Origin of the sequence: Runella sp. (assembly GCF_027484545.1) — a bacterium.
Taxonomy (GTDB): domain Bacteria; phylum Bacteroidota; class Bacteroidia; order Cytophagales; family Spirosomataceae; genus Runella.
The window spans coordinates 1-13,484 of sequence record NZ_JAIXST010000050.1 but is presented as its reverse complement, the minus strand read 5'-3'; the positions used below and the strand labels follow the sequence as shown (position 1 = coordinate 13,484).

Genomic DNA, 13,484 nt, shown 5'->3' with positions numbered 1-13,484 from the left:
CTACTTACTTATTTCTCAGGCAAATGGACTTCGGCCATCATGCAGCGTGCCGAGCCGCCGCCGTTGCCTTCAATAATCGACAAATCGAAGTGTACCAATGCTGCGTAGTCGTCGATTTCGTCGCGCTGTTTATGGGTAAGTGATTCAAACGCCTGCGTGGACATAACCAATAGTTTTTCACCGCGTTTGTTATTGACCAACAGCATATTACCCGCAAAACTATTCATTTGTTCCAACGTGATTTCAATGACTTGCTTGCCCGTTTTTTCGAGTTCGTCACGCACCATCAATCGCTCGTCGAGGTCATTGATGGATTGCAAACACACCACGGCAAAAGAGTCTCCCATGCACATCACCACATTGGTGTGATACACGTCTTTTCCGGCGGCATCAGTCGCATTAAACTTCACTACTTTATAACCCGTAGCTTCAACAAAAGCGTCCAATACCTCGGCATTGGTACGAGGCGACAAACAGGCATAAGCAATTTTATAACGACGGTCGAGCACCATACTGCCTGTGCCTTCCAAGTAGTTTCCTTCCTTTTCAAAGTGTGTCAAATCAATGATTTGCTCCACCTGAAAATTACTCTTGAGATCTTCAATAATATCCATCCGACGCTCCAACCGGCGATTGACTGCCTGCATCGGATACAAAACAATCTTACCGCTTTGGTGAAAAGAAATCCAATTATTCGGAAATATAGAATCCGGCGTGTGAGGCTCTTCCGTATCTTCATAGACCATCACATCCACACCGGCAGCTTTGAGATGCGCTACCATGTTGTCAAATTGTTCCAAAGCGTCTTCTTGAGCCACGTCTTTGGTCTTAGCAGCTATTTCCGCATCCTGAAAGGCATTGCTTTCTGCTGTTTCTTCATTGAAACCAAATCGCACCGGACGAATCATCAAAATATGCGACGTAGCCTGCGGCTGCATTTTATGCGTTATTTCCACTTTTTTACTGATTTATTAGGAAAACATATTAGAAACTTCAAACTGATTTTACCCTAAAGTTAATGATAAAACTAAGGAATTAAAACTAAAAACTGTCACGGAAAATAGGCAGACTCATGCAGTGAGAACCTCCTCGTGCCCGTGAAAGCTCAGCCGAAGGCAACATAATAAACGTATTCGTAAGCGTATCGGGTGATGAAATTCCTGCCTCAAATTCATCCAACAAATCTTTGGCGCGAATTGTCCGAAAACCTGCCGTACGGAACGCTTCTAAGGTTTTATCATTGCGGTCATAACCTATTACCACTCCATCTTTCAGCGCCAATAAGTTGCAGGAATCCGTCCATTGCTCGCGGGCACCAAACGGAAATTCATTGTTTCCCGAATAAATAAACTGCACCGGGTCACTGCAACCCAAGTCGTTTTTGCTGATGTCGGTCAGCAAGTCTTCCAAGTTCTCGATTTCGGTAGGTTTGTTTTCCCAACCTTTATTAAACTGCATGATTTGCAGGCGGTCGGGGTCTTCTTTGGGGGCAAAAAAATGCAGCACATCACGTTTTTTTGCTTCGTCACCCTGCCTTGCAATGGAACCCAACAGTACCCACATATTGCGTTTTACCTGCGTAAAAACCGTATCAATGTGCATATAATCGCGCTTTTTGGGAATTTTCACCACCGTAATGGTATCCACTACATTTCGCTCAAACAACACTTTCATTACCTGTTGTGCGGCGTAAAGCGTGGTGCGCTCGCTGCACCCAATCAACAAGTGGCGCGGCGCCACCATCATCACATCTCCGCCTTCGAGCGTAGAGCGGTGATAATCACTTTTCAGTTCATCGTCCGTCAACAAAAAATGGTGTTCGTTGTCGGGAATTTCGATGATGTTGTTGCGCTGTTGTTCAAATTTTGGGTGGTAAAAGAAAATGTATTGGGTCAAAAGCGACTCACGGGTACGCGCTGTTTTGGCAGGCTTATTGAGCAAAACATAGTCATTGATGACAATTCCAATGTCTCGCGTAAAGATAAAATTAGGCAACGGCGCAAAAATCATGTGTTTATCAGGCAACGAGCCCGAAATCAGGATTTTGGCTAATTCTACCGAATGATATTCTTTCAATTTTTGCTGAATTTTGAACGAACATCTTTCTACCGCACAAATAGACGCAATCAATTTGGTACGTACCGAATCATCTTCCAAAATCTCCGCCAAAAGCTTTTGAATATCAATCACTTTATCAGAGTTGAAATACGTAGGGCTGTCGGGTTTATAAAAAGCACGGGACGTATCCGCATCAATGTCTTTTAGTTTTCCTTTAATTTTCTCAGGGTCAAGAAAATACAGTAAAATCTTAACGTAATAATCGTATTCCTCGCGGCGCATGGTATCCAAATGCACAATGTCTTCAAACAGCCAGTCCTGCGCTTTGGAAGGAACTACTTTCCCCAATCCTCGGTCAGGACTGTGAATGAGGAGTTTGCGAAGTGTACCAACTTCTGAAGAGACTTTAAACTGATTTTCAGGATTCATAAAAAAATCGGTAGTTAATATCTGTCAATCGCTATTCAAAACGCTGAGTGGAAAGCAATGGATACAGATAATGATGAAGGTTTATTTTTGTTTTTCGCAAAATACAATTTTGACTCAAAATAAATAATCAATGAATCAAAACAACTTTAAATGCTCTTTTTTAGAAAAAAATTTCCCTAAAAAAGAGCATTTAAAAATCATTTCAACAGTTGACAATTTACTGAACGGACACCGCCTGACTTGCGTAATATACTTGCTTCGAAACACGGTCAAAGGTAAAATCTAAACGTCCGAGACTTGCTCCGCCCCAACCGGCCTGATTGACCAGAATCTGCTTTCCAGCTTGATTTTTCAATACCGTAGGGGTGTCCAAAAACGTATGAGTGTGTCCTCCGATGATCAAATCAATGTCTTTGGTCTGAGGTGCCATGATCAAATCTGAGACTTCGTCGCCGGTCATTTTGTAGCCCAAGTGAGAAAGGCAGACGACTAAGGTGCATTTTTTCTCATTGCGCAGAAAAGCAGCCGTTTCGTTGGCTACTTTAATCGGATCAAGGTATTTGATTCCGCCAAACAGCTTTTCGGGGATGAGTCCCTGTGGGTTAATGCCCAATCCAAATACACCAATTTTCACGCCGTGTATGTTAAAAATCTTGTACGGCTGCCCCAATCCCTGCATGGCGGTATTGGTAAAGTCATAGTTGGCCACTAACACCGGAAATTTAGCATAGTCTTTGATTTGTTTTACGTACAAATCAATCCCCCCGTCGAAATCGTGGTTTCCCATCGTAACGGCATCGTAGCCCATTTGGGTCATCAATTCAATTTCAGGACGGCCTTTGTAGAAATTAAAATAGGGAGTTCCCTGAAAAATATCACCCGCGTCAAAAAGCAGGATATTGGGCTCTTCCGACCTGATTTTAGTTAAAATTCGTGCTCTATTCACCACGCCGCCGCGCCCTGCCAATCGGTCCGTTTTTGGAAACGGCTCCAAACGGCTGTGTTGATCGTTGGTATGGAGAATGGTGATTTTTAGGCTCGTAGCATTGGTCTCTGCCCAGCTTTCCAGCGGCCATTGTCCCAGTGCTACTGCGCCGCTTACACCCATTATATTTTTGAGAAATAGTCTTCTTTGCATCTTAGTTTGTCACCCTGAAAGGGTCTGCTTGTGTTCGATAGTATTGAATTATAAGGCGGCTATGCGTTACGCCAAAACCGGGTTTAAAATCCTGTAAAAGTTTCTTAGTGTACGACAGTCCGACCGTCTTTTTTAGGAGCAATTTCCTGATTTTGTTGCCCTTTGCGACGCAGGTAATCAGCAATGGAATCGCGCATCAGGTAACGAAGGATTTGGAAGCCTTTATTGTCTTTTACAATGGCTGCCATGTCACTGCTTATGGCCATGTAATCGCTGGTAATGAGCGTATACGTGCCTTGCAAATCCAACGGCTTTCCGCCAATGAGTACTTCGGTTGGTTTGTTCGAAGCTTTGTCAATTACCAGTTTCAAACCCGATTGCGGCTCTTTGCGCTGCGCCAAATAATCGATGACTTTTTTCATAGTTTCTCCCGAAAGGGTAATGGCTACCAGCTCATTATCAAAAGGCATCACTTCAAATACGTTGCCCATTGTGATATTCCCGGCAGGAAAATCTGTCCGAATTCCGCCGTTATTAGTAATCGCTACGTCCACGGGTTTACCGTAACGTTCCTGACCCATTTCCCGCATAATATCCGCCATCAAATTCCCTAATTCCGACTCGGGTATTCCTTTGCTTAACCTACGCGGCGACTTTACCAGCACAGTATTCATCTGAGCATCCAGGCTGTCACGATACGGTTTGAGATAGGAAGCAATCTGTTGGGAAAGGGCACTTACGGGTGCAGAAACGGTATCACTTACCGTTACGAGTCGCAAGGTGCCGGGTTTACTGATAAAATAATGGGTACAGGAAGAAAGGGAAAGGGCAATCAGCGCTATCGAATATAAAATTTTTCTCATCGTTTTCAGTTTGTTTTTAACTCTTTATCCTACCACTTTCAGCTCTCTTTCCAAAGATTCCTGACTTTCGGCGACAACGCGTTCGTAAAAAGACTCGTACTGCGGTAAAATATTGGCTAAATCAAATTCCTTCGCTCTTGCCAATGCGTTTTCTTTGAAACGCGACAGATTTTCATCCTGAAGAATATATACGGCATTTTTTACCATGTCATCAATATCACCTACATTACTCATAAAACCGGTAACGCCTTGAATATTCAATTCAGGCAAACCGCCGGCGTTGGAGGTAATCAGCGGAACTTCGCAGGCCATCGCTTCCAAAGCCGCCAATCCAAAACTTTCGGTCTCGGAAGGCATGACAAACAAATCTGCTACCGACAATACTTCTTCAATCGCGTCCAAGTTACCCAAAAAACGAACACACTGCATCAAATCCAAATCGCGGCACATATTTTCGATTTCGTTGCGCTCCGGGCCATCTCCTACCAACAAAAGTTTGCTCGGAATGAGATTTTTGACTTTGTTGAACATCAAAACAATATCTTGAATACGTTTTACTTTACGGAAATTGGAAGTATGAACGAGTAATTTTTCTCCATTGGGACAAATCGCCAGTTTGAAATGGTCTTTCTTTTGTTTCTTGAAACGGCTTAAATCTATGAAATTCGGAATCACCTCAATTTCTTTCGCTATTGGGAAATAATCATATGTCGCTTTTTTCAGAAACTCCGATACGGAAGTTACACCGTCCGACTGATTGATACTGAAAGTAATGACCGGTTCGTACGAACGGTCTTTGCCAACCAACGTAATATCTGTACCGTGAAGAGTAGTTATAATCGGAATATGAATTCCCTGCGATTGTAAAATTTGTTTGGCCAGATAAGCGGCTGACGCGTGCGGAATGGCGTAATGGACATGAAGTAAGTCTAATTTTTCATTTTTAACCACATTGACCATCGAACTCGACAGGGCCGATTCGTAAGGGGCATATTGAAATAGTGGATAATTAGGAATATGAACTTCGTGGTAATAAATATTATCGCTGAAAAAATCCAAACGAGTGGGCTGAGAGTAAGTGATAAAGTGTACTTTATGGCCAACGGCGGCGAGGGCTTTGCCCAATTCAGTAGCGACAACGCCACTACCACCAAACGTAGGATAACAAACAATACCTATTTTCATTCGCAAATGGAGAGTTAAATGGACAGATTTTCAATGACAACAAAAAAAATCCTACTTTTTCTCCGTATTGTGTGTAAAGATTTTGTGAACTCCCGAAACGCAACCAAAATATCCTTTGCTTTGCATATAACTTAGGTCTATCCCAAACAAACTCATTGTATTGAAACGACGCCTTACCATACCAGACATTGTCTTAGGATTTTTGCGACTCATCCGCTGGCCTAACCTGCTCATGATTGCCTTAACGCAATATATGACACGGATTTTTTTGATAGGCCCTGTCAGCGAATGGAAGTTAATTTTAGGAGAAAACACCCTTTTTTTAATTACCCTCTCTACCGTACTTATCGCGGCGGCGGGATATGTTATCAATGATTACTTTGATGTAAAAATTGACCTCATTAACAAACCTGACCGCGTCATTATCGGCAGGTATCTCAAGCGCCGTGTCGCCATGACCACCCACCAAGTTTTTAATGTTTTGGGCTGTGTCATTGGGCTTTATGTGAGCAAATGGGTATTTCTGGTGAGCGTTTTATCGGTTACTTTACTGTGGCTGTATGCTTCATTTTTCAAAAAAAGGCCTTTTGTTGGTAATGTTATCGTTTCGCTACTGACAGCATTATCACTTATTATTTTAGCCGTTTATTTTCCTCAAAATCGTGAATTGGTAAGTTTATATGCCTTGTTTGCTTTTGGCATTTCGCTCATTCGAGAAATCATCAAAGACATGGAAGATGTACGCGGCGACGCCTCTCACGGTTGTCGTACATTACCCATTGTGTGGGGAATTCCCCGTACTAAATTATTTTTGTACGCATTGATTATGCTGTTTATTCCAGCTTTATTTTTAGCAGCTCACTGGCTACAAAACCCTCAATTGGCTTGGCTTTTTTTCGCACTATTAGGGTTGATTAGTTGGTTGGTATATCGTTTAGTTTATGCTGATACCAAACGGGAATTTGGAGCGTTAAGTAGTTTATGTAAAATTATCATGCTGGTCGGGATGATGAGCATGATTTTACTCGTATATTAATTGTTGATTTTTTTCGCTTACTCTAAATTTTACTCTTCTATGAAACGGTTTATTTCCTTTTTATTCGTACTCTCACTTTTGAGTACCTACATCCAAGCTCAAAAGTGTATGGGTGTCAACGTCAAATCAGGAATGGGCTTTGAAATGACCAATTACAACGCCAAAGACAAACCAACTGGTAAGATTTTATATACCATCAAAGAAGTAACCAACGACAACGGAGCCACCGTTATGAAAATGGAACTACAATCCTTTGATGCAAAAGACAAACCTCAAATGACCAATAGCTACCAATGCCGCTGCAAAGGCAACGAACTGATGATAGATATGACGGCAATGATGGCAAGCCAGGAAAATCCTATGCTCAAAGATGCCCAAATGACGTTTACTTCCAATGACCTCATTTACAGCGATATTTATACGGTGGGTTCCACGCTCAAAGATGCATCCCTGAATGGTCAGGGCACCATGGGCGGCGGCATGAACATATCCTATGGAATGACGCTAAAAAGCCGCAAAGTAGTGGGGCAGGAAAGTCTGACCGTACCCGCAGGCACCTTTAATGTCTACAAAGTGACGTCTGATATGACCATCAGCAATAAGACTGTCATCAACCTTTCTTTTGATTTTCAGACGGTTAGCTACCGTGTGCCCGAAGTACTTTGGGATATTAAAACAGAGACTTACCGCAAAGACAAACTCATGGGTTACAGCTTGCTGACGAAGCTATTTTAACACATTTTTTAACCTTAGTTAAAACGTTAACCGAGGCTTATTTCTTCCATTTCAGAGTATTTAGCATGTGCATTACATCCTTTCTGAGGTAATTGATGGCAGGCTGAAGTGAGTCCTGCTTATCGGCTACTGTAAAATAAAGTGCTCCCCGCAGATAATGGGTAGTAGTATCGGTCGTAAAAAACTGAATATAACTGGGAACATCGCCCGCTAACTCAAATAATACCACCGTCCGTCCAGACTTGGTTTTAATTACCTGTTCACGAATCCCCGTGGCCCGAACCTGATGTTTTCCCGCTAATTTGTAGGCATCATTAATAAACCCCGAAAGGCGTTGTGGATTATTCTGTACAGGCTTATAAGTCAATTGAATACTGGCTTTTAAGGAAGGATACGCCACAAAAATCCAATGGGGTTCCGATTTGCTGAACGTATCAGGCAAAAGCACGGCACTTTTTGAATATTCAAATGAATATGGATGCACATCTTTCATAGTTTGGTATTCCTGAGGTGGCAAATCCATACGCGGATACCCTTTGGGTTTGGGGAAATAATCGGGTTCAGTTGAAGAGCAGGCTGTAAACAGGAGACAGGAGAAAGTAAACAGGAGAAAGTAAACAGTTTGTGGTTTACGGTTTACTGTTAGCTGTTTATAGTAGGCAGCGACCCATCGCACGGCAGGCAGTAGAATCTGACTCCCGACTTCATACCTCCGACTTCTTACCTCTAAGTCCCAACTTTTCACTACTGATTTCTGACTTCTGACTTCTAATTCAAAATCCATAACTAATTTCCTTAAAATCAAAATATTCTAAACGATTTTCAATTTGTACTGCCAAAAGTCCCGCTTCTGATACTCCTATAATCATTCCCTCAAAAGGTACATCGTTGCGGGCAAAAACATATTTTTCCTGATAACGAAAAAGATTTTGTAAATAACGGGTTTTAAGCAGTCCATAATGTCCGTTACGAAGCAAAAGATAATTTTTTTCGAGCAAAGCCAATAAGTCTGGCAACAGTTCTTCCAATGAAAAAGTCTTTGACATTAGCCTCCTCAATGAAGTAGCTCGCGGATGCTCAAACTCCATCTGATTGATATTCAAACCCATTCCGATTACTGAACTCTCTATTCGACCTCGTTGAATGGTATTTTCAATCAAAACACCTCCCAATTTTTGGTCACCGAAAAAAAGATCATTCGGCCATTTTATTTTCAGGTGTTCATTCAAAAATGAGGCAAAAAATTCGTATATTCCAACGGAAACAGCTATATTGAGATGGAATTGTTGGACAGCTGTAAGAAAATTCGGACGCAGAATAAGCGACAGAGTAAAGTTTTCGCCTGCCTGTGCCAACCATTGATTGCCTCGTTGTCCTCGTCCTGCGGACTGATAGTCAGTTATGACAACTGTGCCTTCCAGGCCTTTGCCAAGACGCAACAAATCAGCCGCTTCGTCGTTAGTGGACTGACAAGTTGGCAGATAAATCAGTTTTTTCCCAATAAAAAGGGTTCCGGACTTACTTTTGTACAATATTTCTTAATTTTAAGGATGCAATTTAAAACTTACGCATGAAACAACGCAAATCAATCGCTATATCTTCAGAACAACTGTGCCAATTAGTAGTAAAAGGAATGCAGGAAAAAAAGGCAATGGATGTGGTAGTAATGGACCTGCGCGAAATAAAAAACGCAATTACCGATTTCTTCGTCATCTGTACAGGTAACTCCGATACCCAAATCGACGCCATTGCCGACTCCGTGGAGGCCGAAGTGTACAAGCTTATCTCCGAACACCCATGGCAACGCGAAGGGAAAGAAGCCAAAGAATGGATTTTAATTGACTATGTAGACGTTGTAGTCCACGTTTTCAAGAAAGACCGCCGCGAATACTACGGACTCGAACAACTCTGGGGAGATGCCAAATTGACTTATGTCGAGGAAGAATTTGCCTGATTGAACATTACCCAAAAAAATAGTGTTGGTTCTGTTATCGGCCCGGGTATTAATTGGTTTTGTTTTTCAATAAACAGATGCTGATACAACCACCCAAGCATTGGATACAGATTTTAACCGATGACCACAGAATCCAATAATTAAATTGAAAAATAATCATGTCCGAAAACAATGGAAATCCGCTTAATTCCAACAACCGAAATCCACGCCGTACCGGCTACCAAGGGTGGATCATCGCGGCGTTGGTATTAGCAATTTTGGGAATCACTTTTTTTAGTCGTAATACGGCAGTACGACCCATTACCCAAAAGAAATTTGAGAAAATGGTGCAGGCACATGAGGTGCAAAATATAGTTATCGTCAACAATGAATTTGTAGAGGTTACGCTAACCGCAAAAGCATTGGAAGACCCTAAGTACCGCGCACTGTTTGCTGACAAGCCTTATTTTGGCAACGCCGGAGCCCAATTTCAGTTTGAGATTACTTCTGCCGATAAGTTTTTAGATGATTTCCAGAAACTTAAACCTGACAGCGATTCGATAGATTATGATTTTGATCGCCGTAGTGACTGGACAGGCTTCCTGAGTACGTGGGGCTTTTTAATCATTATGATTTTAGCTATGTACTTCCTGTTGGGCAGGATGACCGGTGGTGGTGGCCCCGGAGGTCAAATCTTCAACATAGGTCGCTCAAAGGCTACGCTGTTTGATGCCGAAAATAAAGTCAAAATTACTTTTAGCGATGTAGCCGGTTTGGAAGAGGCCAAAGAGGAAATCATGGAAATCGTTGATTATCTCAAAAGCCCGACCAAATTCACCAAATTAGGCGCAAAAATTCCGAAAGGCGCTCTATTGGTAGGCCCTCCAGGTACGGGCAAAACTCTTATTGCCAAAGCGGTAGCAGGTGAAGCGGGTGTGCCGTTTTTCTCCCTTTCTGGTTCAGACTTTGTTGAAATGTTTGTAGGGGTAGGTGCTGCTCGGGTACGTGATTTATTTAAGCAAGCCAAAGAAAAAGCACCTTGTATTATATTCATTGACGAAATTGACGCCGTTGGTCGTTCACGTGGACGCAGCGGAATGCCCGGAGCTAACGACGAGCGAGAAAATACGCTGAACTCCTTGCTGGTAGAAATGGACGGTTTTGCTACTGATTCAGGAATTATCATCATGGCAGCTACCAACCGCCCCGATGTATTGGATTCAGCCTTACTCCGCCCGGGTCGTTTTGACCGTCAGATTTCAGTGGACAAACCGGATATTATAGGCCGTGAAGCCATTTTTAAAGTGCACTTGAAACCTATTAAATTAGGTACTGACGTTGACCCGAAAAAGCTCGCCGCTCAGACCCCCGGTTTTGCCGGTGCTGAAATTGCCAACGTTTGTAATGAAGCAGCTCTTATTGCTGCTCGCCGTGACCGTGAGGAAGTAACCATGCAGGACTTCCAAGATGCAATGGACCGTGTAATTGGTGGTTTGGAAAAGAAAAATAAGATTATTTCTCCGGATGAGAAGAAAATTGTAGCCTACCACGAGGCAGGTCACGCAGTAGCCGGTTGGTTTTTGGAACACGCCGATCCATTGGTAAAAGTTACAATTGTACCGCGTGGAATGACCGCTTTAGGCTATGCCCAGTATCTCCCCCGTGAGCAGTATCTGTACCGTTCTGAGCAGCTCTTGGACGAAATGTGCATGACTTTAGGAGGACGTGCGGCAGAAGACGTTGTTTTTGGTAAAGTCTCTACTGGTGCCTTGAGTGATTTGGAACGAGTGACCAAATTGGCCCACAGTATGGTAACCGTGTACGGTATGAACGATAAGATTGGAAACATGTCGTACTACGACTCCAAACAATCGGAATATTCTTTCAATAAGCCTTACTCGGAAGAAACGGCTCGAATGATTGACGAAGAAGTACGGAAAATCATTGAGCTGGCCTACGTTCGTTGTGTAGAATTGCTTTCTAAACATAAAGAAGCTCTGGAAGTAATCGCAAAAGAGTTGTTGTTGAAAGAAATTCTATTCCAAAGTGATTTGGAACGCTTGATTGGCAAAAGACCTTTTGAAAGAGAAACGGCTTATCAGGAGTTTATGAACAACACCAACGGTGCATCCAAAGAAGAGGCAAAACCAGCCAAGGTAGAAGTGAAAGAAGAAGCTTCTGAAGAGGCAAAATAAAGAATAGCATTCCATAAGTAAAGGTTAGAAAGTAACGGGTAAAACCTTATTTTCTAACCTTTTTTATTTGAACTACGTAGCTTGTCCGTGAAGACAAGGGCATTAAAAAAGCAAGCGGTTCAATTTTCGCTTCTTACCTTTACACTTTCATTTACTTTAACCTTTACACTTCAATTTATGTTATTTGTGATTCATGCTTACGATTATACCGACGCTGATGCGTTGGAGCGTAGAATGTCGGTTCGTGCCAACCATTTGGAGGGTGCCAAAGTACTGAAAGCCAACGGTAACTTTGTAATGGGTGGCGCACTGTTAAGTCCCGAAGGAAAGATGATTGGCTCCATGATGGTCGTTGATTTCGAAGAAGAAGACCAAATGAATCAATGGCTTCAAAACGACCCTTATGTCACGGGCAAGGTATGGGAAAAGATAGATGCAAAGCCCTTTCGACAGGCCGCTGTTTAGAAGCAGAAAAAGGCACTGCAACGAATTGCAGTGCCTTAAAATATATCTTGAAAGGGAAGTCGTCTTAAATTACGTCGTTCTCGCGCATCTTCTGTACGTAAGATGCATGAATCACTTGTTGACGACGTTTCACTGATTTTTTCTCAAAAGCCGAACGCGAACGCAATTCTTTTAAAACTCCGGTTTTTTCAAATTTTTTCTTGAAACGCTTTAGCGCCTTGTCAATTGATTCGTTTTCTTTAATCTGGATGAGCAGCATATTTTTTTAGTGTTTTTATCTTTTTTACAAAACGGACTGCAAAAATAACGGTCTGCTTTTAAAAAATCAACTTTATTTGCACTTTTCTTTCAGCTTATTCATTTCCGCCTTTCATGCAAAAGCCAATAAACAGTAGATACGCCATTATTGACCTCGGGAGCAATACATTTCATTTGTTAATTATTGAAAAACAAAGCGATACAATTCGCACGTTGGTGAAAGAACAAATCCCTGCCAAAATCGCTATGGCAGGGATTAATCAGGGAATTATTACGGAAGAAGCCATTGAACGCGCCTTAAAAGTCCTTCACTTCTTTCGTCAGCAAATAGATGAACAAAGGGTTCCTTTGGAAAATAGTATAGCACTCGGTACCAGTGCTATAAGAAATGCCAAAAACGGAACGGAGTTTTGCAAAACGATTGAAAAGGAGATGGGAATTGTAATAGAAATTATTTCAGGAGACCGCGAAGCCGAACTGATTTATGAAGGAGTGCGTCGGGCCTTGAATTTGGGGACGGTCCCTTCGCTTATCATGGATATTGGCGGCGGAAGCGTTGAATTTATCATTTGCCACGCTACCCGTATTTTTTGGAAGCAAAGTTTTGAAATCGGCGGGCAGCGATTACTGGAAAAATTTCTTCATACCGACCCTATTTCTTCTTCGGCTATTCAACGAATGAATAATTACTTTCAGGAACAGTTACTGCCACTTGTCAATGCGGCTCACCAATACGCACCGCAAACCCTCGTCGGTTCATCGGGTTCATTTGATACGTTGGTAGATATGGATTATATGCACCGACTCGGTCATTTACCCGACCCTGAGAAAACCGATTTTAACTATCCTTTGGAAGAATTTTATCGTGCCTACGAACTTTTCACTTCTCTCAATCACGACGAACGGATGACGATTCCCGGTATGATTGAACTTCGGGTAGATATGATTGTGCCTGCCGCTGTACTAATTGCTCATGTACTGAAAAGTCTGAATATTAGACAAATTCGCTGCTCAACGTTTGCGCTGAAAGAAGGGATTATGGCTTGGGTACTAAAAGAAGCGTCAACCGGTTATACTGAACTAAATTAGGTTTGCAATAAAGTGGGAGTATGATTTCGTTAGTATGGTATGGAATTAATCTTAGAAAAAGAACAATTAATGTTGTTAAAGGAGCTACAACAGAACACCT

Annotated in this window: 14 protein-coding genes; 6 read left to right on the top strand and 8 right to left on the bottom strand. The window is 42.2% G+C overall.

Features of this window, described 5'->3' with window-relative positions; all coding sequences use genetic code 11:
• Window positions 1–8: 8 nt before the first annotated feature.
• The 5 genes from ctlX to bshA all read right to left on the bottom strand — a co-directional run bounded on the left by ctlX (window position 9) and on the right by bshA (window position 5,673).
• A complete protein-coding gene (gene ctlX / locus Q0081_RS04410) occupies window positions 9–938 on the bottom strand; it encodes a citrulline utilization hydrolase CtlX (protein ID WP_298349823.1) in 930 nt (309 codons plus the stop codon).
• Window positions 939–1,041: 103 nt separating this feature from the next.
• On the bottom strand, window positions 1,042–2,487 hold the full coding sequence (locus Q0081_RS04405; protein ID WP_298349785.1) for an arginine deiminase family protein: 1,446 nt from the start codon (window positions 2,485–2,487) through the stop codon (window positions 1,042–1,044).
• A 217-nt stretch (window positions 2,488–2,704) separates the two neighbouring features.
• Complete coding sequence (locus tag Q0081_RS04400) at window positions 2,705–3,625, bottom strand: bifunctional UDP-sugar hydrolase/5'-nucleotidase (RefSeq protein WP_298349784.1); 921 nt, start codon at window positions 3,623–3,625, stop codon at window positions 2,705–2,707.
• A gap of 104 nt (window positions 3,626–3,729) precedes the next feature.
• Entirely contained in the window at window positions 3,730–4,488 is a 759-nt protein-coding gene (locus tag Q0081_RS04395; protein ID WP_298349782.1) for a 5'-nucleotidase C-terminal domain-containing protein, read from the bottom strand.
• 24 nt (window positions 4,489–4,512) lie between these two features.
• On the bottom strand, window positions 4,513–5,673 hold the full coding sequence (gene bshA / locus Q0081_RS04390; protein WP_298349780.1) for an N-acetyl-alpha-D-glucosaminyl L-malate synthase BshA: 1,161 nt from the start codon (window positions 5,671–5,673) through the stop codon (window positions 4,513–4,515).
• Window positions 5,674–5,833: 160 nt separating this feature from the next.
• On the opposite strand from bshA, the gene Q0081_RS04385 reads away from it, so the two are divergent.
• Window positions 5,834–6,709, top strand: coding sequence for a geranylgeranylglycerol-phosphate geranylgeranyltransferase (locus Q0081_RS04385; RefSeq protein ID WP_298349778.1), 876 nt, complete (start codon window positions 5,834–5,836; stop codon window positions 6,707–6,709).
• A gap of 39 nt (window positions 6,710–6,748) precedes the next feature.
• Complete coding sequence (locus Q0081_RS04380) at window positions 6,749–7,444, top strand: hypothetical protein (protein ID WP_298349776.1); 696 nt, start codon at window positions 6,749–6,751, stop codon at window positions 7,442–7,444.
• 37 nt (window positions 7,445–7,481) lie between these two features.
• Here Q0081_RS04380 and gldD read toward each other — a convergent pair whose 3' ends face one another.
• Window positions 7,482–8,228, bottom strand: coding sequence for a gliding motility lipoprotein GldD (gldD, locus tag Q0081_RS04375; protein ID WP_298349774.1), 747 nt, complete (start codon window positions 8,226–8,228; stop codon window positions 7,482–7,484).
• Entirely contained in the window at window positions 8,218–8,976 is a 759-nt protein-coding gene (locus tag Q0081_RS04370; protein WP_298349772.1) for a biotin--[acetyl-CoA-carboxylase] ligase, read from the bottom strand. The genes gldD and Q0081_RS04370 overlap by 11 nt, the downstream gene beginning before the upstream one ends.
• A gap of 38 nt (window positions 8,977–9,014) precedes the next feature.
• Between Q0081_RS04370 and rsfS the strand changes: the two genes are divergently transcribed.
• The 3 genes from rsfS (at window position 9,015) to Q0081_RS04355 (ending at window position 12,037) form a co-directional block, all read left to right on the top strand.
• Window positions 9,015–9,398, top strand: coding sequence for a ribosome silencing factor (rsfS, locus tag Q0081_RS04365; RefSeq protein ID WP_298349770.1), 384 nt, complete (start codon window positions 9,015–9,017; stop codon window positions 9,396–9,398).
• 158 nt (window positions 9,399–9,556) lie between these two features.
• Entirely contained in the window at window positions 9,557–11,572 is a 2,016-nt protein-coding gene (ftsH, locus tag Q0081_RS04360) for an ATP-dependent zinc metalloprotease FtsH (protein ID WP_298349768.1), read from the top strand.
• Window positions 11,573–11,749: 177 nt separating this feature from the next.
• Window positions 11,750–12,037, top strand: coding sequence for a YciI family protein (locus tag Q0081_RS04355; protein WP_298349767.1), 288 nt, complete (start codon window positions 11,750–11,752; stop codon window positions 12,035–12,037).
• A 64-nt stretch (window positions 12,038–12,101) separates the two neighbouring features.
• On the opposite strand, the gene rpsU is transcribed toward Q0081_RS04355, so the two are convergent.
• Entirely contained in the window at window positions 12,102–12,296 is a 195-nt protein-coding gene (rpsU, locus tag Q0081_RS04350; protein WP_298349765.1) for a 30S ribosomal protein S21, read from the bottom strand.
• Between the two features lie 113 nt (window positions 12,297–12,409).
• On the opposite strand from rpsU, the gene Q0081_RS04345 reads away from it, so the two are divergent.
• Window positions 12,410–13,384: a phosphatase gene (locus Q0081_RS04345; protein ID WP_298349763.1), complete on the top strand. Its 975-nt coding sequence runs from the start codon at window positions 12,410–12,412 to the stop codon at window positions 13,382–13,384.
• Window positions 13,385–13,484 lie beyond the last annotated feature (100 nt).

Coding starts and splice junctions, on each gene's coding strand:
- ctlX (WP_298349823.1), bottom strand. CDS start 938: ATGCAGCCGCAGGCTACGTCGCATATTTTGATGATTCGTCCGGTGCGA.
- Q0081_RS04405 (WP_298349785.1), bottom strand. CDS start 2,487: ATGAATCCTGAAAATCAGTTTAAAGTCTCTTCAGAAGTTGGTACACTT.
- Q0081_RS04400 (WP_298349784.1), bottom strand. CDS start 3,625: ATGCAAAGAAGACTATTTCTCAAAAATATAATGGGTGTAAGCGGCGCA.
- Q0081_RS04395 (WP_298349782.1), bottom strand. CDS start 4,488: ATGAGAAAAATTTTATATTCGATAGCGCTGATTGCCCTTTCCCTTTCT.
- bshA (WP_298349780.1), bottom strand. CDS start 5,673: ATGAAAATAGGTATTGTTTGTTATCCTACGTTTGGTGGTAGTGGCGTT.
- Q0081_RS04380 (WP_298349776.1), top strand. CDS start 6,749: ATGAAACGGTTTATTTCCTTTTTATTCGTACTCTCACTTTTGAGTACC.
- gldD (WP_298349774.1), bottom strand. CDS start 8,228: ATGGATTTTGAATTAGAAGTCAGAAGTCAGAAATCAGTAGTGAAAAGT.
- rsfS (WP_298349770.1), top strand. CDS start 9,015: ATGAAACAACGCAAATCAATCGCTATATCTTCAGAACAACTGTGCCAA.
- ftsH (WP_298349768.1), top strand. CDS start 9,557: ATGTCCGAAAACAATGGAAATCCGCTTAATTCCAACAACCGAAATCCA.
- Q0081_RS04355 (WP_298349767.1), top strand. CDS start 11,750: ATGTTATTTGTGATTCATGCTTACGATTATACCGACGCTGATGCGTTG.
- rpsU (WP_298349765.1), bottom strand. CDS start 12,296: ATGCTGCTCATCCAGATTAAAGAAAACGAATCAATTGACAAGGCGCTA.
- Q0081_RS04345 (WP_298349763.1), top strand. CDS start 12,410: ATGCAAAAGCCAATAAACAGTAGATACGCCATTATTGACCTCGGGAGC.